This window comes from Comamonas sp. w2-DMI, assembly GCF_040187735.1.
Taxonomy (GTDB): domain Bacteria; phylum Pseudomonadota; class Gammaproteobacteria; order Burkholderiales; family Burkholderiaceae_C; genus Comamonas; species Comamonas terrae.
Map to the genome: position 1 here is coordinate 19,488 of NZ_JBANEL010000007.1, position 21,804 is coordinate 41,291.

The 21,804-nt window shown below is 66.7% G+C and carries 22 protein-coding genes and 1 pseudogene; 12 read left to right on the forward strand and 11 right to left on the reverse strand.

The window, feature by feature from the left end:
• Window positions 1-2 precede the first annotated feature (2 nt).
• The gene (gene glpK / locus V8Z74_RS09230) at window positions 3-1,499 is read left to right on the forward strand and encodes a glycerol kinase GlpK (protein WP_349709003.1); all 1,497 of its coding nucleotides are present in this window, start codon (window positions 3-5) and stop codon (window positions 1,497-1,499) included.
• Between the two features lie 168 nt (window positions 1,500-1,667).
• Here glpK and aqpZ read toward each other — a convergent pair whose 3' ends face one another.
• Window positions 1,668-2,366, reverse strand: a complete 699-nt coding sequence (aqpZ, locus tag V8Z74_RS09235) for an aquaporin Z (RefSeq protein ID WP_066475603.1) — start codon at window positions 2,364-2,366, stop codon at window positions 1,668-1,670.
• A 100-nt stretch (window positions 2,367-2,466) separates the two neighbouring features.
• Here aqpZ and V8Z74_RS09240 point away from each other — a divergent pair, with 100 nt between their 5' ends.
• Both V8Z74_RS09240 and proC read left to right on the forward strand, forming a co-directional pair.
• On the forward strand, window positions 2,467-3,672 hold the full coding sequence (locus tag V8Z74_RS09240) for an esterase-like activity of phytase family protein (RefSeq protein ID WP_349709005.1): 1,206 nt from the start codon (window positions 2,467-2,469) through the stop codon (window positions 3,670-3,672).
• Window positions 3,673-3,707: 35 nt separating this feature from the next.
• A complete protein-coding gene (proC, locus tag V8Z74_RS09245) occupies window positions 3,708-4,547 on the forward strand; it encodes a pyrroline-5-carboxylate reductase (protein WP_349709006.1) in 840 nt (279 codons plus the stop codon).
• Window positions 4,548-4,701: 154 nt separating this feature from the next.
• On the opposite strand, the gene ubiA is transcribed toward proC, so the two are convergent.
• The 5 genes from ubiA to recG form a co-directional block, all read right to left on the reverse strand.
• On the reverse strand, window positions 4,702-5,583 hold the full coding sequence (gene ubiA / locus V8Z74_RS09250) for a 4-hydroxybenzoate octaprenyltransferase (protein ID WP_349709007.1): 882 nt from the start codon (window positions 5,581-5,583) through the stop codon (window positions 4,702-4,704).
• A gap of 109 nt (window positions 5,584-5,692) precedes the next feature.
• Window positions 5,693-6,532 carry a phosphatase PAP2 family protein gene (locus V8Z74_RS09255; RefSeq protein ID WP_349709008.1) on the reverse strand — a complete coding sequence of 280 codons (840 nt, stop codon included), beginning with the start codon at window positions 6,530-6,532 and terminating at the stop codon, window positions 5,693-5,695.
• A 111-nt stretch (window positions 6,533-6,643) separates the two neighbouring features.
• On the reverse strand, window positions 6,644-7,183 hold the full coding sequence (locus V8Z74_RS09260) for a Dps family protein (RefSeq protein ID WP_349709009.1): 540 nt from the start codon (window positions 7,181-7,183) through the stop codon (window positions 6,644-6,646).
• Window positions 7,184-7,266: 83 nt separating this feature from the next.
• Window positions 7,267-8,235 carry a LysR substrate-binding domain-containing protein gene (locus V8Z74_RS09265; protein WP_066475594.1) on the reverse strand — a complete coding sequence of 323 codons (969 nt, stop codon included), beginning with the start codon at window positions 8,233-8,235 and terminating at the stop codon, window positions 7,267-7,269.
• A gap of 264 nt (window positions 8,236-8,499) precedes the next feature.
• Window positions 8,500-10,692, reverse strand: a complete 2,193-nt coding sequence (recG, locus tag V8Z74_RS09270) for an ATP-dependent DNA helicase RecG (protein ID WP_349709114.1) — start codon at window positions 10,690-10,692, stop codon at window positions 8,500-8,502.
• 318 nt (window positions 10,693-11,010) lie between these two features.
• Here recG and V8Z74_RS26250 point away from each other — a divergent pair.
• Window positions 11,011-11,082 (forward strand): annotated as a pseudogene (locus tag V8Z74_RS26250) (hypothetical protein); the annotation flags it as partial.
• 1 nt (window position 11,083) lies between these two features.
• Window positions 11,084-12,100, forward strand: a complete 1,017-nt coding sequence (queA, locus tag V8Z74_RS09275) for a tRNA preQ1(34) S-adenosylmethionine ribosyltransferase-isomerase QueA (protein WP_502879503.1) — start codon at window positions 11,084-11,086, stop codon at window positions 12,098-12,100.
• Window positions 12,101-12,204: 104 nt separating this feature from the next.
• Here the strand turns inward: queA and V8Z74_RS09280 are convergent, their stop codons facing one another.
• From V8Z74_RS09280 to V8Z74_RS09300, 5 genes are all read right to left on the reverse strand, one after another.
• Complete coding sequence (locus tag V8Z74_RS09280; protein ID WP_349709010.1) at window positions 12,205-12,948, reverse strand: uracil-DNA glycosylase; 744 nt, start codon at window positions 12,946-12,948, stop codon at window positions 12,205-12,207.
• Window positions 12,949-12,978: 30 nt separating this feature from the next.
• Window positions 12,979-13,779, reverse strand: coding sequence for an indole-3-glycerol phosphate synthase TrpC (gene trpC / locus V8Z74_RS09285; protein ID WP_349709011.1), 801 nt, complete (start codon window positions 13,777-13,779; stop codon window positions 12,979-12,981).
• A 23-nt stretch (window positions 13,780-13,802) separates the two neighbouring features.
• A complete protein-coding gene (locus V8Z74_RS09290; RefSeq protein WP_349709012.1) occupies window positions 13,803-14,405 on the reverse strand; it encodes a hypothetical protein in 603 nt (200 codons plus the stop codon).
• Window positions 14,406-14,435: 30 nt separating this feature from the next.
• Complete coding sequence (gene trpD / locus V8Z74_RS09295; RefSeq protein WP_349709013.1) at window positions 14,436-15,479, reverse strand: anthranilate phosphoribosyltransferase; 1,044 nt, start codon at window positions 15,477-15,479, stop codon at window positions 14,436-14,438.
• A gap of 127 nt (window positions 15,480-15,606) precedes the next feature.
• A complete protein-coding gene (locus V8Z74_RS09300; protein ID WP_349709014.1) occupies window positions 15,607-16,191 on the reverse strand; it encodes an anthranilate synthase component II in 585 nt (194 codons plus the stop codon).
• A 540-nt stretch (window positions 16,192-16,731) separates the two neighbouring features.
• Between V8Z74_RS09300 and V8Z74_RS09305 the strand changes: the two genes are divergently transcribed.
• The 7 genes from V8Z74_RS09305 to V8Z74_RS09335 all read left to right on the forward strand — a co-directional run bounded on the left by V8Z74_RS09305 (window position 16,732) and on the right by V8Z74_RS09335 (window position 21,804).
• On the forward strand, window positions 16,732-17,085 hold the full coding sequence (locus tag V8Z74_RS09305; RefSeq protein WP_128457255.1) for a hypothetical protein: 354 nt from the start codon (window positions 16,732-16,734) through the stop codon (window positions 17,083-17,085).
• 228 nt (window positions 17,086-17,313) lie between these two features.
• Window positions 17,314-18,060, forward strand: a complete 747-nt coding sequence (locus tag V8Z74_RS09310; protein WP_003050429.1) for a hypothetical protein — start codon at window positions 17,314-17,316, stop codon at window positions 18,058-18,060.
• 119 nt (window positions 18,061-18,179) lie between these two features.
• Window positions 18,180-18,392 (forward strand): AlpA family transcriptional regulator, encoded by a 213-nt coding sequence (locus V8Z74_RS09315; RefSeq protein WP_003050427.1) that lies wholly within the window; start codon window positions 18,180-18,182, stop codon window positions 18,390-18,392.
• A gap of 42 nt (window positions 18,393-18,434) precedes the next feature.
• Window positions 18,435-19,310 carry a ParA family protein gene (locus V8Z74_RS09320; protein ID WP_003050424.1) on the forward strand — a complete coding sequence of 292 codons (876 nt, stop codon included), beginning with the start codon at window positions 18,435-18,437 and terminating at the stop codon, window positions 19,308-19,310.
• A complete protein-coding gene (locus tag V8Z74_RS09325; protein ID WP_003050422.1) occupies window positions 19,294-19,563 on the forward strand; it encodes a hypothetical protein in 270 nt (89 codons plus the stop codon). The genes V8Z74_RS09320 and V8Z74_RS09325 overlap by 17 nt, the downstream gene beginning before the upstream one ends.
• On the forward strand, window positions 19,556-21,229 hold the full coding sequence (locus V8Z74_RS09330; RefSeq protein ID WP_003050404.1) for a ParB family protein: 1,674 nt from the start codon (window positions 19,556-19,558) through the stop codon (window positions 21,227-21,229). Before V8Z74_RS09325 ends, V8Z74_RS09330 begins: the two co-directional genes overlap by 8 nt.
• A 14-nt stretch (window positions 21,230-21,243) precedes the next feature.
• Window positions 21,244-21,804, forward strand: a complete 561-nt coding sequence (locus tag V8Z74_RS09335; RefSeq protein WP_003050401.1) for a DUF2857 domain-containing protein — start codon at window positions 21,244-21,246, stop codon at window positions 21,802-21,804.

Sequence of the window (21,804 nt, forward strand, 5' to 3'; positions counted from 1 at the left end):
CCATGACCACCTATCTGCTCGCCCTGGACCAGGGCACTTCCAGTTCCCGCAGCATTGTCTTCGACGCCCAGGGCCGCCTCGTGGCCTCGGCCCAGATGGAGCTGCCGCAGATCTACCCGCGCCCGGGCTGGGTGGAGCACGACCCGCGCGAGATCTGGCGCACCCAGCTGGCCACGGCCAGGCAAGCGCTGGCCAAGGCGGGCCTGGCGGCACGCGACATCCGCGCCGTGGGCATCACCAACCAGCGCGAGACCACCGTGGTCTGGAACCGCAAGACCGGCGCCCCCATCCACCACGCCATCGTCTGGCAGGACCGCCGCGCCGAACCCATCTGCTCGGCGCTGCGCGACGCCGGCATGGCCGACACCATCCAGCAAAAGACCGGCCTGCTGATCGACGCCTATTTCTCGGGCAGCAAGCTGCAATGGATGCTGGACCATGTGGCCGGTGCGCGCGAGGCCGCCGAGCGCGGCGAGCTGGCCTTCGGCACCGTGGACAGCTGGCTGGTCTGGCAGCTCACGGGCGGCAAGCGCCACGTGACGGACGTGTCCAACGCCAGCCGCACCATGCTGTTCAATGTCCACACCAACCAGTGGGACGACGAGCTGCTGGCAGCACTCAACATCCCCCTCAGCCTGCTGCCCGAGGTGCTGCCGTCCGCAGCCGATTTCGGCAGAACCGATGCCGAGGTGCTGGGCGGCGAGATCGCCATCGGCGGCGTGGCCGGAGACCAGCAGGCCGCGCTGTTCGGCCAGGGGTGCTTCGGCGCCGGCATGGCCAAGAACACCTACGGCACGGGCTGCTTCATGCTCATGCACACGGGCGGCCGGTTCCAGACCTCGACCAACGGCCTGCTCACCACGGCGGCGGCACAGCCCGATGCCAGGGCCCGGTACGCACTCGAAGGCAGCGTCTTCGTGGGCGGCGCCGTGGTGCAGTGGCTGCGCGACGGCCTGCGCGCCATCGAGCACAGCGGCCAGGTGCAGCAGTTGGCCGAGAGCGTGCCCGATTCGGGCGGCGTGATGATGGTGCCGGCCTTCACGGGCCTGGGCGCGCCCTACTGGAAGCCCGATGCGCGCGGCACCATCACGGGCCTGACGCGCGGCACCACGCTGGCGCACATCGCGCGGGCCGCGCTGGAATCCATCGCCTACCAGAGCGCCGCGCTGCTGCTGGCCATGAGCCGCGACGCGGTGGCCAGCGGCGGCACGCCGGTCAGCGAGCTGCGCGTGGACGGCGGTGCCTGCGTGAACAACCTGCTCATGCAGTTCCAGGCCGATCTGCTGGGCATTCCCGTGGTGCGCCCCGCCTGCGTGGAAACCACGGCGCTGGGCGCCGCCTATCTGGCCGGCCTGGCCACCGGCATCTATGGCAGTACCGACGAGCTGTCGGCGCTGTGGAAGGCCGAGCGCCGCTTTGTTCCCACGCTGGGCCAGGACCGCGCGCACGCGCTCATGCAGCGCTGGGAACAGGCGGTGCGCCAGACCACGGCCGAATAGAAAAGCGGTACCAGACCCAAAAAACCATAGCTGCCGGCGCTTGTTGCATGGGCGCCAGCGGCCCAAAAGGCCTTTGGCGGCAGCAAGGCCCGCCATGAAAAAAAAAGCGGGATGCGCCACCAGCACGCACCCCGCTTTGACGTCCCGGCGCTGCCGGGACGGCTGCGCTTATTCCTCGTCGGCCAGCAGTAGCTTGTAGATCACGGCGCCCAGGATGGCACCGGCAATCGGCGCGGCCCAGAACAGCCACAGCTGCTCCAGCGCGATATGCGGGCCGAACAGTGCCGGGCCCGTGCTGCGCGCAGGGTTGACCGAGGTGTTGGTCACGGGAATCGAGATCAGGTGGATCAGCGTCAGGCACAGGCCTATGGCCAGGCCGCCGAAGCCCGCGGCCGCGCGCCTGGCCGTCGCGCCCAGGATCACGATCAGGAACACGGCAGTGAGCACGACTTCCGTCAGCAGCGCCGCGGTCAGCGAATACTTGCCCGGCGAATGCTCGCCATAGCCGTTGGTGGCGAGGTCGGTGATGTTGGCGTCGGCCTTGCCCGTGGCAATCAGGTACAGGATCCAGGCCGCCACAATGGCGCCAAAAACCTGGGCAATGATGTAGCCCGGCAGTTCGGAGGCCTTCATGCGCCCGCCCACGGCCAGGCCCACGGACACCGCCGGGTTGAAATGCCCTCCGGATACCGGGCCCAGCGCATAGGCGCCGGTCAGCACGGTCAGGCCGAAGGCCAGCGACACGCCCAGCAGGCCTATGCCCACGTTGGGAAAGGCCGCGGCCAGCACGGCGCTGCCGCAGCCGCCGAAGGTCAGCCAGAAGGTCCCGAGAAATTCCGCCGACCACTTCTTCAGATTGGACGCCATGATGCAGCTCTCCGCAGATGGAACAAAAAACAGGCCGCTCCTGGATACCGGAGCTGGCGGCATCTTAAGAACCGCAGATGTCAGCTCGCAAGGCGCAAATGTGAACAATGTTCGGCGCCCGGGCCTTTGCCGGCTCCTCTGGTCGCTGCCGGCGCTGCTGCTGGCCGCCTGCGCGGCGCCGCCTGCGGACCGGACAGGCGGGAAAGCGCTGGATGCCTGCCTGCAGACGCTGGGCGAGATCCGCTGGCCGCACGACACGCAGTACGCGGGCACCACGGTGGGCGGGCTGTCCTCCATCGACTACGACGCGCGCAGCGGCCTGTACTACCTGGCCAGCGACGACCGCTCCTCCTTCGACCCGGCGCGCCTGTACACGGCGCGCATCCGCTATGACGCGAGCGGCCTGCTCGAGGTGGTGCTGCAGGACCGCATCTGGCTGCTCAACGCCCGCCAGCAGCGCTTTGCCGGCATCCGTGCGCCCGAGCCCGGCACGGCCGTACCCGACCCCGAGGCCTTGCGCCTGCTGCCGAATCTGTCAAATGGCCAGGGGCAAACCATGCTGTGGAGCAGCGAAGGCGACTTCAGGCGCGGCTTCGGTCCGCAGCTGGTCGAGGCTGCCACCGACGGCCGCTGGCTGCGCGAATGGCCGCTGCCGCCGCAGCTGGCCTTGCCCGCCCCGGCAGACCGCTCCACGCAAGGCCCGCGCAGCAACTTCACGCTCGAAGGCATGAGCCTGAGCGCCGACGGCAAGATCCTGTGGCTGTCCATGGAGGGCGCGCTCAGGCAGGACGGTCCCATGCCGGGCCCGGGCCGCGCCGGCGCGCCGGTACGCATCACCGCCTATGACATGGCAACGCGCCAGCCTCTGCGCCAGCTGGCCTATGTACCCGATGCCCTGCCCGAGCACCTGGGGCTGCTGTCGCGCCATGCGGTCAACGGCGTCAGCGACATCCTGGCCGACGGCCCCGACCACATGCTGGTGCTGGAGCGCTCCTATGCCCCCGCGCGCGGCTTCGGTGCGCGCATCTACCGCATCCGCACGGACCGCGCAGCCGGCACGGACACCTTGCCCCTGCAGCAGTTGACGCCCGACAACCACCGCCCCGTGGACAAGGCGCTGCTGCTGGACCTGAGCCAGGCCGGCCTCAGGAGCGTGGACAACCTCGAAGGCATGAGCTGGGGACCGCCGCTGCCGGATGGACGCCGGGTGCTGCTGCTGGTCAGCGACAACAACTTCAATCCCGCCGAGGTCACGCAATTCGTCGCGCTGCTCGAACGCGCCGGCGGCTGCGGCCGGGGTTTATAGTCCCCGTCGAACCCTATTCCTGCCTTCGCACGACCATGACCACTTCCAGCTCCTCGCCCTCCACCCTTCCTCCTGTTGCCTTCATCGGCGGCGGCAACATGGCCAGCGCCATCATCGGCGGCCTGCTCCGCCAGGGCATGCCGGCCTCGGACATCATCGTGGTCGAACCCTATGAAGCGGCCCGCGAGGCCCTGCAGGCCAATTTCGGCATCGCCGCCCTGCCCGAAGCCGGCCCCGCGCTGCAGCGCGCCGCGCTGGTGGTCTGGGCCGTCAAGCCCCAGACCTTCAAGGATGCCGCTGCCGTTGCAGCCGCCCATACGCGCCACGCCCTGCACCTGAGCGTGGCGGCGGGCATCACCACCGACAGCATTGCCGCCTGGCTGGGCACGGCCCGCCTGGTGCGCGCCATGCCCAACACCCCGGCCCTCGTGGGCAAGGGCATGACCGGCTTGTACGCGCGCCCCGAGGTCGACGCCGACGGCAAGGCGCTGATCGCCCGCGTCATGGGCAGCACCGGCCAGCTGCTGTGGGTGGACCAGGAACAGAAGCTCGATGCCGTGACCGCCATCTCGGGTTCGGGTCCGGCCTATGTGTTCCTGTTCCTCGAAGCCATGACCCGGGCCGGCGTGGACATGGGCCTGACGGCCGAGCAGGCCCACCAGCTGGCCGTGGCCACCTTCCAGGGCGGCGCGGAACTGGCCGCGCGCTCGGACGAAAGCCCCGAGGTCCTTCGCCAGCGCGTGACCAGCAAGGGGGGCACCACCCATGCCGCGATCACCCACATGCAGGAGCAGCAGGTGCCCGAGCACTTCATCGCCGCCATGCGCAAGGCCGAGGCCCGGGCTCAGGAGCTGGCCGACGAGTTCGGCCGCTGAGCGGCTCCCCGGAGCGACTAGTCGCCTCTCCCAGGGGGGCGGCATTTTCGCTGCGGGGCGGCGCGGCCGGCGCAGGCCCTTGCTGGATGTCTCCGGTTCGGGCCAGGCGGTGTGGCGCCGCCGAATTCGGCAAAACGCCATCACCGATGGAGCTTCAGCGCAGCGCAAACCCCAGCGCCACGCCGGCAAAGATGGCAGCGCCTATCCAGTGGCTCTTGCTGAAGGCGACAAAGCAGCCTTCGCGCGTACGGTGACGGATCAGGGTGAAATGCCACAGCATCTGCGCCGCAGCCACCACCATGCCCGTCCAGAATGGCCAGCCCAGGCGATAGGGCGCCAGCGCCCAGGCCGTGAGCAGCCAGCACAGCGCGAAAAAGCCCATCACGCCGGCCACGTCGAAGCGGCCCAGCGTGATGGCCGAGGTCTTCATGCCGATCTTGAGGTCGTCGTCGCGGTCCACCATCGCGTATTCGGTGTCATAGGCCAGCACCAGGAACATATTGGCCAGCCACAGCGTCCAGGCCGTGGCAGGCACTTCGCCGGTCACGGCCGCGAACGCGATCACGATGCCGAAGTTGAAGGCAATGCCCAGAAAGGCCTGGGGCATGGCGAAAAAGCGCTTGGTGAACGGATAGAGGATGGTGAACAGCACGGCCGGCACCGACCAGGCCACGGCCTCCCAGCGCGTGGACAACACCAGGCCGAACGCGACCAGCGTGAGCACCAGCCCCACCATGGCCGCTTCCCTGACCGAGATCTGGCCGCTGGTGACGGGGCGCTGGGTGGTGCGCTTCACATGCCGGTCGAAATCGCGGTCGGCAATGTCGTTGATGGTGCAGCCGGCGCTGCGCATCAGCACCGTGCCCAGCACGAAGACCGCCAGCAGATGCCAGCCGGGAAAGCCCCGGCCGGCCACCCACAAGGCCGACAGCGTGGGCCAGACCAGCACCAGCCAGCCGGCCGGGCGGTCGAAGCGGATCAGATCCAGGTAGAGCGACAGCTTGGAGCGCTGCGGAGCGGGAAAGGAAGCAGGCATGGCGGAAACAACCGGAACAGGCCGGAGACAGGGCCCCGGCGGCAATCATCAGAAGACCCATCGCAAGCAGGGGGGCGGGCGGCAAATGCCGCGCCCTCTGCATGCAGCGTCACACCGGCGATTGTGCACTGCCCGGCAGCGAGCCGCCTGGGCCGCCCCCATGCTCTGCACGGTCTGCCGCCCATAGCACCAAAGCCGTCCAGCCGCCTCCCAGCGCCAGGCCGGCCAGCACATCGCTGGCATAGTGGGCGGACAGCAATACCCGGCTCAGCGCGGTGCCCAGCGCCAGAACCGCCGCGGCGGCCAGCACCGGGCCCTGCCGGCCCGGCGGCAGGCGGCGAGCCGCCTGCCAGGCCAGCATGCCGAAGATGGCCGCGGTTCCCGCACTATGGCCGCTGGGAAAGCTGAAGCCGCTCTCATGCACCAGCCCGCCCAGCGGGCGTACCCTCTCCATCCAGCCCTTGGTGCAGCGCACCCACAGCCCGGTGCCGGCCACGGCCGCCACCCAGGCCAGCAGCTGCAGGCCCTGGCGCTGCCATAGCAACCATAGCGCCACGGCCACTCCCAGCAGCCCCATGGCGCGCAGGTCGCCTAGCAGGGTCCAGCCTCTGGCCAAGGACTCCCATGCCGACGGCAGCCCCCCGGTCAACGCGCGCTGCACCGCCAGGTCCAGCGCCGCCAGGCCATGCGGCGCGGACGACGCATGCGACTGATGGATGCCGGCCGCCAGCAGGCCGAAAACCGCTGCGGCCAGCCCTGCCGCCCACAGCAGGCGGCCGCCGGGCAGGCGGTACGGGGCCGTCCGGTCATGCCACAGCCATGCCGGCTTTTGGCGCATGCGCAGGTACAGCAGGCCGGCCACGGCCAGCAGCAACAGCAGCTGCAACCAGAGCGCACGACGGTCCAGCCAGTGGGCCATGGAGACCAAGGGTGCAGCCGCAGCAAGCACGCGTTTTTCCTTTCCGAATCAGGACAAAAAAACAAAAGCCCTGGCGGGCTTCATGAAAGATACCTGCCAGGGCTTGAACAAGGCTGAAAGCGCCGCAGGCGGCGCTTCTCATCAGTCTTCCAGCAGCGAGCGCAGCATCCAGGCCGTCTGCTCGTGCACGGTCAGGCGCTGGGTCAGCAGATCGGCCGTGGGCTCGTCGTTGGCCTTGTCGGCCAGCGGAAAGAGCTGGCGCGCGGTGCGTGCCACGGCTTCATGGCCCTGCACCAGGATGCGCACCATCTCCATGGCCTTGGGCGGCTCGGGCGGCACATCGGGCAGGCTGGTGAGCTTGCCGAATTGCGCATACGAGCCCGGCGCGTGGTGGCCCAGCGCGCGGATACGCTCGGCCACCGGGTCGACCGCATTCCACAGCTCCGTGTACTGCCCCATGAACATGGTGTGCAGCGTGTTGAACATGGGGCCCGTGACGTTCCAGTGGAAGTTGTGCGTGGTCAGGTACAGCGTATAGGTGTCGGCCAGCAGGGCCGACAGGCCCTTGGCGATGGCGGCGCGGTCCTCGTCGCTGATGCCGATATTGATGCCGGCGCTGCGCGGCGCTGCGGCCTCCTGCTTGCGCTTGTCCGATTTGTCCTTGCCTGCTTGCTTGGCCATGGTGTCACCTTTCATGGGTTAACGGGAATCGGGATCCATCCGGTCGGGCTCCGCCCACGGAGCCGGGCCGCGTGCCGCTGCAATCACTCCGAGAGGCGCTGCACGCCCGGCAGCGGGCAGGCATAGACGGCGTTGCGCAGCGCGGCAATCGCTTCGTAGCGCGTGAAGCTGCGGCGCCAGGCCAGCACCACGCGGCGCGAGGGCGGAGCAATGCCGTCTTCGGCATGGATGGGCAGATAGCGGATATGGGGTTCGTCGGTCTTGCGGCGGCGTTCGGTGCTGGCCAGAGCATCCTCGGGCACGGAAAGGCGCGGCACCAGGGTCACGCCCATGCCGGCGGCCACCATGTGCTTGATGGTCTCGAGCGACGAGCCTTCGAAGGTGCGGCGTATGCCTTCGGCGTTGCTCGCATAGCGCGCGAATTCGGGGCAGACCTCCAGCACATGGTCGCGGAAGCAGTGGCCCGCGCCCAGCAGCAGCATGGTCTCGTTCTTGAGGTCGGTGGTGGACAGGCTTTCCTTCTGCGCCAGCGGATGGCCGCTGGGCACGGCGGCCATGAAGGGTTCGTCGTACAGCGGTGCCAGCGCCAGGCCCGTATCGGGGAAGGGCTCGGCCATGATGGCGCAGTCGATCTCGCCCATGCGCAGCATCTCCAGCAGCTTGATGGTGAAGTTCTCCTGCAGCATCAGCGGCATCTGGGGCGTCATGCGGATGGAATTGCGCACCAGCTCTGGCAACAGGTAGGGGCCGATGGTGTAGATCACGCCCAGCGTCAGCACGCCGGACAGCGGGTCCTTGCCGCGCTTGGCGATTTCCTTGATCTCGTTGGCCTGCTCGAGCACGCTTTGCGCCTGGCGCACGATCTCCTCGCCCAGCGAGGTGACGGAAACCTCTCCGGCGCTGCGCTCGAAAAGCTTGACATCCAGTTCTTCTTCCAGCTTCTTGATGGCAACGGACAACGTGGGCTGGGAGACATAGCAGGCTTCGGCGGCACGCCCGAAGTGCTTTTCTCGCGCGACGGCCACGATGTACTTCAGTTCGGTGAGGGTCATGGAGATTGTTGTTTTATCCGTCAGACAGGCCCGCCCTTGCAATTGGCGAATTGCCAGCTAGCCCGCCTGTAATAGTCAAAAAAAAATGAACAGATACGCGCTGATTCAATCACAGATTTTTCACGCGTCAACTACGAAAACATGATTAGCGCAAAACGGCCCAGCGGAAAGCTTATGTCTTGCCGGCCTTCTTGTGCATATGTCCTCAAAAAAATTCCGGCCGATGCCCTGCCGCCTCCTGCCCGGACCGCATCCCGGCAGGCTTCAGGCCTTCAGGTATTCCGCCTTTCCGCCCAGCCAGCGGCTCACATGGCGGGCCGCCAGCGCAGGATATCGCTCCAGCATGCGCGGCGCCAGCTCGCGTGCCCAGTCCAGCAGCAGCACATCCTGCTCCAGGTCGGCAAAGCGCAGCATGGGCGCGCCCGACTGGCGCGAACCCAGGAATTCGCCGGGACCGCGGATCTCCAGGTCGCGCCGTGCGATCTCGAAGCCGTCATTGGTCTCCGCCATGGCGCGCAGGCGCTCCTTGCCGGTGTCCGACAACCGGCCGTTGTCGTTGACCGAATACAGCAGCACGCAGGCCGAAGCCGCCGCGCCGCGCCCCACGCGGCCGCGCAGCTGGTGCAGCTGGGACAGGCCGAAACGCTCCGAATGCTCGATGACCATGAGCGAGGCATTGGGCACATCCACGCCCACCTCGATCACCGTGGTCGACACCAGCACGCCCATGATGCCGGCGGAGAACAGCTCCATCACGGCCTTTTTCTCGGCCGTGGGCATGCGCGAATGCAGCAACCCCACCATGACGCCGGGCAGCATCTCGCTCAGGTATTCATGCGTGGCCGTGGCATTGGACAGGTCCAGCGCCTCGCTTTCCTCGATCAGCGGGCAGACCCAGTAGACCTGCCGCCCGCTGGCGACCTGGGCGCCTATGCGCTCGATCACCTCGTCCTTGCGGCTGTCCGAGATCAGCTTGGTGACGATGGGCGTGCGCCCCGGCGGCAGCTCGTCGATGGTGGAAACGTCCAGGTCGGCGTAGTAGCTCATGGCCAGCGTGCGCGGAATCGGCGTGGCGCTCATCATCAGGAGATGCGGCTCCATTCCAGTGGCAGCCAGTTTCTGCCGCAAGGCCAGCCGCTGGGCCACGCCGAAGCGATGCTGCTCGTCGATCACGGCCAGCGCCAAATTCCTGAACTGCACCTGCTCCTGGATCACGGCGTGGGTGCCCACGACCAGCGCGGCCTCGCCGCTTTCGACCAGGGCCAGCATCTCGGCACGCTCTTTCTTCTTCTGCGCACCCGCCAGCCAGGCCACGCGCTTGCCCAGGGGCGCGAGCAAGGGTTCGAGCCAGCCGACCAGCTTGCCGAAGTGCTGCTCGGCCAGGATTTCGGTGGGCGCCATCAGCGCGCACTGCCAGCCTGCCGCGATGCAGGCCACGGCCGACAGCGCCGCCACCACGGTCTTGCCCGAGCCCACATCGCCCTGCAGCAGCCGGTGCATGGGAATGCTGCGCTCCATGTCGGCGCGGATTTCGCCGACCACGCGCTGCTGGGCCCCGGTCAGGCCGAACGGCAGCTGGCCCAGAAACTGTTGCGTGAGTTCGTCATGGGCCGCCCGCAGCACCGGTGCCTTCAGGCGCGTACGCTCGCGCTTGGCTTCGTATTGCGACAGCTGCTGGGCCAACAGCTCCTCGGCCTTGAGCCGCTGCCAGGCCGGGTGGCTATGGTCTTCGAGCGTGGCCAGGGCTACATCGGGCGCAGGGTGATGCAAAAAGGTGAGCGCACTGCGCAGGTCATACAAAGGCTGCAGGCCATTTGAGCCATAGTGCTGTGCCACCGGAGGCGGCTCGCCGGGTGGCAGGGTCTCGGACAGGTCCGCGCGCAGCAGCGCCGTGGCGATGGCCCGGCGCAGATAGGGCTGGGGCAGGCTGGCCACCGTGGGATAGACAGGCGTGAGGGCCGTGGGCAGCTCGCCGCCTGCGGCGCGAAAGGCCGGATGCATCATCTGCCGGCCCCAGAAGCCGCCCTTGACCTCGCCGCGGATGCGCAGCCGCGCGCCCACGGCCATGGCCTTCTGCTGCGAGGGGTAGAAGCTGAAGAAGGTCAGCACGCAGCTGCCCGTGCCATCCTCCACCGTCACCTTGAGCATGCGCCGGGGCCGCAGCTGCACCTCGCTGTGCGTGACCGTGGCTTCGATCTGCACGGTATCGCCGTCGCGTGCGTTCTTGAGCGGCGTGATGCGCGTCTCGTCCTCATAGCGCAGCGGCAGATGCAGGGCCAGGTCGATGTCGCGCCGCAAGCCCAGCTTGAGCAAGGCCTGCTGAGCCGGGCTGAGGGTCTTTTTTGCTTCGCCGGGCTTCGGCTTGGCTTCCTCGGTCTTGGCAGGCTTGCGTGCACTCTTCTTGTCGGAAGCCCTGCCGCCCCTGGCCTTGGCACCGGCAGAAGCGCCCGCCCCCATGCCACCGGCCTCATCCAGAGAAGGAGCCGGTGCGCAAGATGCGGCGAAGGAGTGGTTGGACATGCGTACGGAATTCCTGGCTGGGCCTCTCGGCCGGGCCATCGAGATGGCCGCGGCACACAGGGCCTCACGGATGCAAGTGCAATAGTGTATGAATATACAGCTCTTGCCATACCATTGCCTGGATCAAGCTTCCCGCCACGGCGCCAATGCCCATGATGCGCATGGCCAGCCGGCAATGACCGTGGCGATTTGCGACAATGGCGGGCTTGTGTTCATTGAACTTGGAACGGGCCCGGTACGGCCCTCAAGCCCTGCATGTCTTCCAGCACCCGTGTTTTCTCGCTCAGCGATTTCGACTTTGAACTGCCCGAATCCCTGATTGCCCAGCATCCCACCGCCGTGCGCAGCGCCTCGCGCCTGCTCGACGGCCGCCAGCTCCCCCCCCACCGATCGCATCTTCCGCGAACTGCCCGACCAGCTGCAAGCCGGCGACCTGCTGGTGTTCAACGACACCAAGGTGCTCAAGGCCCGGATCTTCGGCGAGAAGGCCAGCGGCGGCAAGCTGGAACTGCTGGTGGAGCGCGTGCTCACTGGCAACGAGGTCGTGGCCCATATGCGGGTGAGCAAGAAGCCCCTGCCCGGTGCCAGAATCCATCTGTGCGGCGGCCTCCGGAATGGCGGCTTCGACGCCGAACTGCTGGGCCGCTGGCCGGATGCAGACGGCCCGCTGTTCCATCTGGCACTGACCGGTGCGCATGGCGAGACGCCGTACGAGCTGATGGAGAAGTTCGGCCATCTGCCGCTGCCGCCCTATATCGAGCGCCACCAGGACGGCGAAGTCGACCCCGATGAAAAGGAAGACAGCGAACGCTACCAGACCGTGTTCGCCGCCCAGCCCGGTGCCGTGGCCGCCCCGACGGCCGCCCTGCACTTCGACGAAACCGTGCTCGCGGCCCTGCAGGCCAGGGGCGTGGAGCGTGCCAGCGTCACCCTGCATGTGGGCGCCGGAACTTTCCAGCCCGTGAAGACGGAGAACCTCGCCGAGCATCAGATGCACAGCGAGTGGTACGACATACCGCTGCCCACGCTGGCCGCCCTGGAGCGCTGCCGCCAGCGCGGCGGCCGCGTCGTGGCCGTGGGCACCACCACCGTGCGCACGCTGGAATCCTGGGCCCAATACGGCAACATCACGGGCGACACCAGCATCTTCATCACGCCCGGCTTCGAGTTTCAGGTCGTCGACATGCTGGTGACCAACTTCCACCTGCCCAAGAGCACGCTCATGATGCTGGTCAGCGCCTTCTCGGGCTACGATCACATCATGGCGCTGTACCGCCATGCGATCGCCCAGCACTACCGCTTCTTCAGCTATGGGGACTCGATGCTGCTGGAGCGCAAAAACTAGCTTGTAATGAATAGCCATGCCGCTTTCCCTGGAGGAGCGGCCGTCGCGCTAGTTCAGACGGGCTGGGGTTTGCCTCCGAATGCACCCGGCAGGCAAAGTAGGCCTCAATACCCGTGCTGCTGCCGGAATTCCCTGGCCTTGCCGAAGTGGCCGTTGCCGATGAAGGGCACCGGCGGGCGCAGCGCAGACAGCGGCGAGGGATGGTTGCTCGTCAATACCAGATGGCCCTTGTCGCGGGGAATCAGGGCCCGCTTGGACTGGGCATGCGAGCCCCAGAGCATGAAGACCACGGGTCGCTCGCCTTCGGCCACATGGCGGATCACGGCGTCGGTCAGCACTTCCCAGCCCTTGCCCGAATGGCTGGCGGCCTGGCCCTCTTCCACCGTGAGGCAGGTGTTGAGCAGCAGCACGCCGTTCTTTGCCCATTTGACCAGGCTGCCGCCGGGATTCGGGAAGGGGGGAAAGGGCACGCCCAGGTCGCGCTGCATTTCCTTGAAGATGTTCTGCAGCGAAGGCGGCAGGCGCACGCCGGGCGCCACCGAGAATGCCAGGCCTTCGGCCTGTCCGCGCCCATGGTAGGGGTCCTGGCCCAGGATGACCACCCGCACATCTTCGGGCGGCGTGAGATCCAGCGCGCGCAGCGGCTGGGGAGGGAAGATCACGGCGCCGGCATCCAGGCGCTGCCGCAGAAAGGCCAGCAGACGCTGACCGGCAGGCCCTGCAAAGAATTCATCGATCAACGGTTTCCAGCCCGGCGCCACCGGCCAATCGGCCGGATCGGCCGACATCAGCTGCGTTGCGGCAGGTGTCGAGGAAGGCGAAGGCTGGGAATCGTTGGCGGTGTTCATGCGGCAATTTTCGCGCGTTCTGGAGCAGGATCAGCGAAATAGCCGCGCCAGCGCCTCGCCCGGTTCCTCGGCGCGCATGAAGGCCTCGCCCACGAGGAAGGCGTTGACGCCCGCGTCGCGCAGGGTCTTGACGTCGTCCCGGGTCAGGATGCCCGACTCGGTGACCAGCAGGCGGTCGGCGGGCACGCTCTTTTGCAGCTCCAGCGTGGTCTCGATGCGGACCTCGAAGTTGCGCAAATTGCGGTTGTTGATGCCCACCAGCGGCGTCTTGAGCTTCAATGCACGCTCCAGTTCCTGGGCGTCATGCACTTCCACCAGCACGGCCATGTCCAGGCTCATCGCGATCTGCTCCATCTCGGCCATCTGCGCGTCCTCCAGGCAGGCGGCGATCAGCAGCACGCAGTCGGCTCCGATGGCACGCGACTCGTAGATCTGGTAGGGGTCGACCATGAAGTCCTTGCGCAGCACGGGCAGCAGGCAGCTGGCGCGCGCCTGCTTGAGGTAGTCGATGCTGCCCTGGAAGAACTGCTTGTCGGTGAGCACGGACAGGCAAGCGGCGCTGACCTCGCCATCGCCCATGGCATAGCTCTGGGCGATGTCGGCGGGAATGAAGTCGGCGCGGATCACGCCCTTGCTGGGGCTGGCCTTCTTCACCTCGGCGATCACGCCGGCCTGGCCGGCCGCGATCCTGGCGCGCAGCGCGCCCACGAAGTCGCGCGTGAGCACGCGGCTTTCCGCGTCCCGGCGCATGTCCTCCAGGGGCATGCGCTTCTTGGCGGCCGCCACTTCCTGGACCTTGACGTCGCAGATTTTTTTCAGAATGTCAGACATACGGTTTCTTTCTCTTGAATTCTTCAACGGCGTGCAGGCACGCAGCGCTCGCCGCTCTGGCGGATCTCCAGCCGCTGCGCCATCTCGTCCACCAGCGCATCCAGCGCCAGCAGATCAGGCTCGGCACGGCTCATGTGCAGCACCGTGCACAGCACGGCCACGGGTCCCTTGCGCGCATGGCGCAGCTCGATGCGCCAGCCATGCCACTGGCGCGGACGATCCTCGAAGGCCACGCGGCCCAGGCTCCATTCGGCCGCAGGCTCCAGCAGCCACTGTACCGAAGGCTCCAGGCCCGTGCTGCGGATGCGGCGCTGCGCGACCTCGACGACGCAGCCGCGCCCGCCATCCGGGCGCCCCTCGCCCAGGGGCGCGCTGCGCCGCCCGCGCCACCGGCGCAGGCCCAGCCATGCGGCAAGCACGATGGCCGAGGCCGCCAAGGCCTCGGCCGGTCCGGCCGACGCGATGAACGACAGCATGATCACCGCCCCCGTGCCCCAGGCCATCCCCCGCATTGCATCGCCCCAGGCCGGGCGGCCCAGTTCCACGAATTCGGGCAGCCGCCACTGCGGCTGCGTGCGCACCGCCTGCAGCAGGGGTTCCAGGGCTTGCCGTGCGGGAACCGTCATGGCATCTCGGGGCTGCGACGCCGTGCGCCCTCAGACACCGGGCTTTTGCAGGTTCTGGGTATACGCCACCAGCTCCTGCAGCTTGGCCAGGGCCGCGCCGCTGTCCAGCGCCTTTTGCGCACGCTCCAGGCCGTCCTCGATGGAGGCGGCCACATTGGCCGCGTACAGGGCCGCGCCCGCATTCAGGCAGACGATGTCGCGCGCCGGGCCCTGCTCGCCGCCGAGCACGCCCAGCAGCATGGCCTTGGATTCCTCGGGGTTCTCGACCTTGAAGGCCCGGGTGCCCACCATGCGCAGGCCGAAGTCCTCGGGATGGATTTCGTATTCGCGCACCACGCCGTCCTTGAGCTCGCCCACCAGCGTGCCCGCGCCCAGGCTGATCTCGTCCAGGCCGTCGCGGCCGTAGACCACGATGGCATGCTCGGCGCCCAGGCGCTGCAGCGCACGCACCTGGATGCCGACCAGGTCCTCGTGGAACACGCCCATGAGGATGTTGGGCGCGCCGGCCGGATTGGTCAGCGGGCCCAGGATGTTGAAGATGGTGCGCACGCCCAGTTCCTTGCGCACGGGCGCCACGTTCTTCATGGCCGGATGGTGGTTGGGCGCGAACATGAAGCCTATGCCCACGTCGCGTATGCAGTCGGCGATGTGGGCGGGGCCGAGGTTGATGTTCACGCCCAGCGCCTCCATGGCGTCGGCGCTGCCGCTCTTGCTGCTGACGCTGCGCCCGCCGTGCTTGCTGACCTTGCCGCCCGCCGCCGCGATCACGAAGGTGGAGCAGGTGGAGATGTTGAAGGTGTTGGCGCCGTCGCCGCCCGTGCCCACGATGTCCACCAGATGGGATTTGTCGTGCACGTTGACCTTGTTGGAGAACTCGCGCATCACCTGGGCTGCGGCCGAGATCTCGCCGATGGTCTCCTTCTTCACGCGCAGGCCCGTGAGGATGGCCGCCGTCATCACGGGCGAGAGCTCGCCGCGCATGATCATGCGCATCAGGTGCAGCATCTCGTCGTGGAAGATTTCGCGGTGCTCGATGGTGCGTTGCAGCGCTTCCTGGGGAGTGATCTGGGTCATGGCAATCTCTCTTTATTCAGGAGCAGCTTGCGCTTGAATCTTCTTGGTTTCAGCATGGATCGATGCTGAAGATCAGAAATATCCAGCGCCAGCCGCTATATATTCATGAGTATCGGCACCGGGCCGTTCAGGCCTTCTGCTCCAGGAAGTTTCGGAGCATGGCATGGCCGTGCTCGGTCAGGATGCTTTCGGGGTGGAACTGCACGCCCTCGATGGCCAGTTCACGATGGCGCACGCCCTGGATCTCGCCATCCTCGCTGGTGGCCGTGACTGCAAGGCACTCGGGCAAGGTATGGCGGTCGATCACCAGCGAGTGGTAGCGGTTGACCGTGAATTCCTTGGGCAGCCCGGCGAACACGCCGCGCTGGTCGGTGCTGATCACGCTGGTCTTGCCATGCATCTGCTGGCCCGCGCGGATGATGTCGCCGCCAAAGGCCGCGCCGATGCTCTGGTGGCCCAGGCAGACACCCAGGATGGGCAGCTTGCCCGCGAAGTGCCGGATCGCGGCCACCGAGATGCCGGCCTCGGCCGGCGAGCACGGGCCCGGAGAGATCACCAGGCGCTCCATGCCTTCGCGCGCGATCAGCGCCTGCACCTCGGCCACCGTGGTCTCGTCGTTGCGCACCACGGTCACGTCGGCGCCCAGTTCGCCGAAGTACTGGACGATGTTGTAGGTAAAGCTGTCGTAGTTGTCGATCATCAGGAGTCTCATGATTCTAAGTCCTTGATTTCATTAATGTTTTCCATTACACACAACCTCCATTACCCACTTTATTACACACATCGACAGTTGATTGCGATGGACGAAGCGCGAGCATGTGCTGGCTCAAGGTAGCAAGGGCTCCTGAGAGATGTCTTGGCGTGCGCCAGTGCGGTGTACTGACGCAGCGACGGCGCCCGCATGCCAGGGCCAAGTGCTGAGACTGGGCGGACAGACCTACCCCTCGCGGCGACACAGCGCGCGGGGCATCAGTTCTACGACGGGGCTGGGGTGCCAAGGGCATCGGGCAATCTCCTCAAATCTTGGAGCCGCCGTGCCGGGGAGCCTTCTTGAAACCTTGCCTGCCGGTACGGCGGCAAGGTGCGGTCAAGACCGCAACGACATGCCGCTTCCTATTGGAAGCGCCACCACAGAGCGATGTTGGTCGAAGCGGTACGGGTCATGGACAGACCAAAGTGTTGAATTTAAAAGCCAGAACTCGGCCCGAGTACACCCGAACGGAATTCCAAAGTAAGCCTGGGGAATTTTACCATGAGCATGTTAGGCAAAGCCACTTCCTGGAATGCCAGGGCATTCATCACCCCGCCCATCTACCTCGGACCGGACGACAACACTTCCAGTCTCGAAACCAGAGAGCAAGTAGACCAACTGCTACGGACTTGTGAGCATCGAATCTCAGGTTGGCAGTCATCTGGACCTGCGCGGGTGATGCTATATCGCTATATCAGCATCCGGGGCAGATATGACACCGCCGGATTTTCTCTGCCGACCCTAGGTCCCGGAGAACAGAAGCCGTTGATCGCAGCTTCTGAAACCATCGCCGTATCAGACCATACCAAATCGGTTTTGCGGGGAACAGCGCAGCGCATGACGCTGGTACCGTGAGCGCCAATATCGAGCTTTCGTCCTCATCGCTCGATGGGCCGGCAACCGATCGATTCTTGCACAACGAGCAAGACGAGGCCACCTACAGCGGACGCCAAACCAATCACCTCGCCCGTCTACGTTCAGGGCATCTTCCCAGGCACCCGCGGAAGGTCATAACGACACAGCAGCCCTTGGCAGGGCAAGAAAGGAGCCGGTGATGTAGCGCTTCCGAAAGGAGACGAAGACATGCACAAGGACATTCCAACATCGAAGGTGTTCTATCGTCCCATCGAGGCTGCCATACGGTGGGCCGGGTTGCTGCGGTACCTGCCGATGATCCTGGCTGCGATCGCGTCACCGCGCTTCCTGCCTCCATCGTTGAATTGCCCGCGATGGAATGAGTGCCGGCTGTACTCGGAGCGTATCTATGACGGCATCCTCAACGGGGAGCTGCCCTACGGCCAGAACGGCATCACGCTCAATGATCCGAAGCTGCTGCAGTCGCCGGATCTGACCGTTCGCCATGTCGATCTGAAGCGCTGGATGCGCAACCACTATCCCGAGCACCGGCCAGGATTCCTGTTCAGCCGTGGCGAACGCATGGCGCATCCTTTTATCACCTTGGAAACAGGACAGGCGATCCTGATCGAGCGACTGGCCCTTCAGGCGGCCCTGGAGCATGCGCGTCGCCAGATGCAGGAATTGCAGGAGCAGCGCGACACCTTGCTCAAGCAGTCCACCGCGCTGCTGGCTTCCAAGCAATGCGAGATCAGCGAGCGAGCGGAGACGACGTATCTCAACATCATCGGCGGGATGCTGACGCTGATGCTGGGCCAGTCCCCTTCGGGTGTGCCCTATTCCAGCTTCAAAACACAGGAGGCACTCGTCTCGGCATTGGTCGCCCACTTCGGCGGCACCATGGGCATCACGGAGCGAACCTTGAACGGCAAGTTCGCCAACGCCAGGAAGTACGTCCGTAGCGCAAGCGCATGAGGTTTTTCCAGCTTGTATGTGCAACCGCGGAGATTGCATTTGCAATGTCTTTCCGCAGCCAGGTCTATTGAATAAAGGTCACGCCAACAAACGCCACCGAGCGTTCAGGAGTGACCGCCATGTCGCAGCCCCCTGTACTCCCGCCGAACGAGCGCCGCATCCTGCGGCTCGATGAAGTCGAAGCCAAGTCCGGCTTCAAACGCGCCCACATTTACAACCTGATGAAGAAGCGCCAGTTTCCCCAGGCGCTGCGCCTGGGCGTGCGCGCCGTCGGCTGGGATTCGATCGAAATCGACCAGTGGATCGCCGAGCGCCTCAACCACCGGACCTGACCCGTTCTCCCGCGGACTTCCCATTCCCAGCCGGAGAGCGCCATGCAGGTCGTATCCATCATTTCAACGAAGGGCGGCGTCGGCAAGACCACGACGGCCGCCAACCTGGGCGGGCTCGCCGCGGACGCGGGCCTGCGCGTGCTGCTGCTCGATCTCGACGTGCAGCCCACCTTGTCCTCCTACTACGAACTGACCCAGCGCGCGCCGGGCGGCATCTATGAGCTGTTGGCCTTCAACGAGCGCGACCTTGGCCAGCTCGTGTCCCGCACGATCATCGCGGGCCTGGACCTGGTGCTGTCCAACGACCACCGGGGCGAGCTGAACACCTTATTGCTGCATGCGCCGGATGGCCGCCTGCGGCTGCGGCATCTGCTGCCAGCACTTGCTCCCCTCTACGACCTGGTGCTGATCGACACCCAGGGCGCGCGTTCCGTGCTGCTGGAGATGGCGGTGCTCGCCTCCGACCTTGCGCTGTCGCCCGTCACGCCGGAAATCCTCGCGGCCCGGGAGCTTCGACGCGGCACCATGCAGTTGCTCGAAGACATCGCGCCGTACCGGCACCTGGGCATCGAACCGCCGCCGCTGCACCTGCTCATCAACCGCGTCCACCCGGTGTCGGCGAACGCCCGACTGATCCAGCAGGCCCTGCGCGACCTGTTCCAAGACCATGCCGGCATCCGCGTGCTCGCCACCGACGTGCCAGCCATCGAAGCCTATCCGCGCGCCGCGACGCGCGGCCTGCCGGTGCATCGGGTCGAGCACCGCCAGCCGCCCGGCAGGGTCGCGCCGGCCTCGCTCGACACGATGCGCGCGCTCGCAAGCGAGCTGTTCCCGCAATGGCAGGACAGATTTGCCGCAATGTCCGGTCGCCCGCCACGTCCTCTTGATGCCGGGAGGTCCCATGGCGAACGCACATGAACTGGCCCGCGGCCACAAGCGGCTGCGCGCGCTGATCGAGTTCGCGGTCGGTGAAGGCTGGCACGTCAAGCGCACGCCGGGCGGGCACCTCAAGTTCACCAAGGCCGGCTGCGCGGCGATCTACACCAGTTCGACCGCGAGCGACCACCGGGCCGAATTGAACGCCCGTGCGCAGATCCGCCGCGCCGAGCGAGAGGCCCGCATGGCGCCGGCCGGCGGTCGTGGGGACTGCGAGGGGTGCGGCCATGGCTGACATGACCTCGCAGGACATGGCCGGCAAGCTGCTCGCGGCCGGCTTCGAGCGCAGCGGCCCAGCGGCTACGGCCTTGAGCGACCCGATCGCGGACACGCCCATGGTCGTGACGCTGGACCAGCTGCGGCCCTACGACCATGACCCGCGCATGAAGCGCAACCCCGCCTACGAGGAAATCAAGGCGTCCATCCGCGAGCGCGGCCTGGACGCGGCGCCAGCCATCACCCGCCGGCCCGGCGAGGACCACTACATCATCCGCAACGGCGGCAACACGCGGCTGGCGATCCTGCGCGAACTCTGGTCGGAGACCAAGGACGAACGCTTCTTCCGCATATCGTGCCTGTTTCGGCCATGGCCGGAGCGCGGTGAAATCGTCGCGCTGACCGGGCATCTTGCCGAGAACGAACTGCGCGGTGGCCTCACGTTCATCGAGCGCGCGCTCGGCGTCGAGAAAGCACGCGAGTTCTACGAGCAGGAGAGTAGCGCCGCCCTGAGCCAGTCGGAACTGGCCCGCCGCCTGGCGGCCGATGGGTTCCCCGTCCAGCGGTCGCACATCACCCGCATGGCCGACGCGGTGCGCTACCTGCTGCCCGCCATTCCCACTGTGCTCTATGGCGGCCTGGGGCGCCACCAGGTCGAGCGGCTGTCGGTCATGCGGACGGCCTGCAAGCGCACCTGGGAGCACTATGCCAAGGACCGCACGCTGCCGCTGGACTTCGACAGCTTCTTTCAGGAGGTGCTGGCGCAGTTCGACACGCAGGGCGACGAGTTCGCGCCGCAGCGCGTGCAGGACGAGCTGATCGGCCAGATGTCCGAGCTGCTGGGCATCGGCTACGACGTGTTGGCGCTGGACCTGACCGAATCGGAAAGCCGCCACCGGGCGCTGGTCAGTGACCCGACGCCACCTGCGGCGCCGCCGGCGTTGCCTTCGCCCACCGCCGGCACGCCGCCTCCCCCGGGCGTAGCATCGTCCATCGCCAAGCCTGCAGCGGCGGCCAGTCCTCCACCCGCCAGCCCTCCGGCGTCCGAGCCCACCTTGCGCGAGGATACGGCCCGAGAGACGACAACGGAAAGCCCCACGGCCGCACCAGGCGATCTGCTTCTCGAGCACATCGTCTCGCCGGCACCGACGACCGAACGGCTGCAGTCGATCCAGCGCATGGTTGCCGACCAGTTGGGCGATGCGCTGCCGCCCGACTTCTCGGCGAGCGTGCTGCAGTCCATCCCGGTGCAAGCCGGCGGGCTCTATCCGATCTCCGACGTCTGGTACATCGACGCCGGCCTGGACACGCCCGATCGGCTGCGCATCCACATCGCGCAGTTCGCGCGCGAGATCGCCGGGGAGGCAGCCCTGGACGAGTGCATCGAGGATCGCTCCGATGGCATCGGCTTCGTTTGCTGCGCGCCCGCCCATGCACCATCGCCGCTCGGCCGGGCGGTGCTGGCGCTGCTCATCACTCTGACGGGTCAGCCCACTGCTGAAGCGGGCGTGGATGGCGCGCAGCTCGCCGCCGACTTGCCAGCACTGCTGCACGGCCAGGGTCAACACCACGGCGACTGCACAAGGCGCTTGAGCGACACGGCGTTGGTCAAGCTATTTCGGCTGCTCCGCCTGGCCCGGCGTCTGCTGGACCTGGAAGCCGGCACCACGGCGCCCGGGACGTGAGCGAGGGAGGCCGCATGTCCACATCGCATCCGCTCAACCAGGCCGTGATTGCCCAGGCGCTGTATGACCTTCGCAACGGCCAACTGCGCCGCTGCAAGGCCATGGGCTTCGGCGAGGCCGAGCTGGATGCGCTCAAGCACCCCGCGCTGATCAGCGTGCTGGCCAACGCCAGCGTCTCGTGGTGCTCGGTCACGGTCAACCGCGAAGTGCTGCAGCGCCTGCTCAACCAGGCACAGGACGTGGAGAAGGAAATCGCCACGGTCGATCGCATGCTGCGGCTGGGGGCCAGCACGGAGATGGTCAGCCGCTTCTATGGCCTGACCCATCAGGAAGTCGCCCTGCGGCGGGAGATCCTCGGCCTGCCCAAGCGCAAGGGGCGCCACCCCGTCCTGGACGAGACCCAGGACACCGAACTTTGGCGGCAATGGAAAGCCGTGACCAGCAGCAGGAACGTCGATCTGGAGGATGAGACCTCGATTCTCGATGCGGCCATGGACCTGGCCGAGGGCATGTCACTGCCGCTCTCGGTGGTCTGGGCCGCGATCAGGAACTGGGTCGATCAGGGATTGGACTAG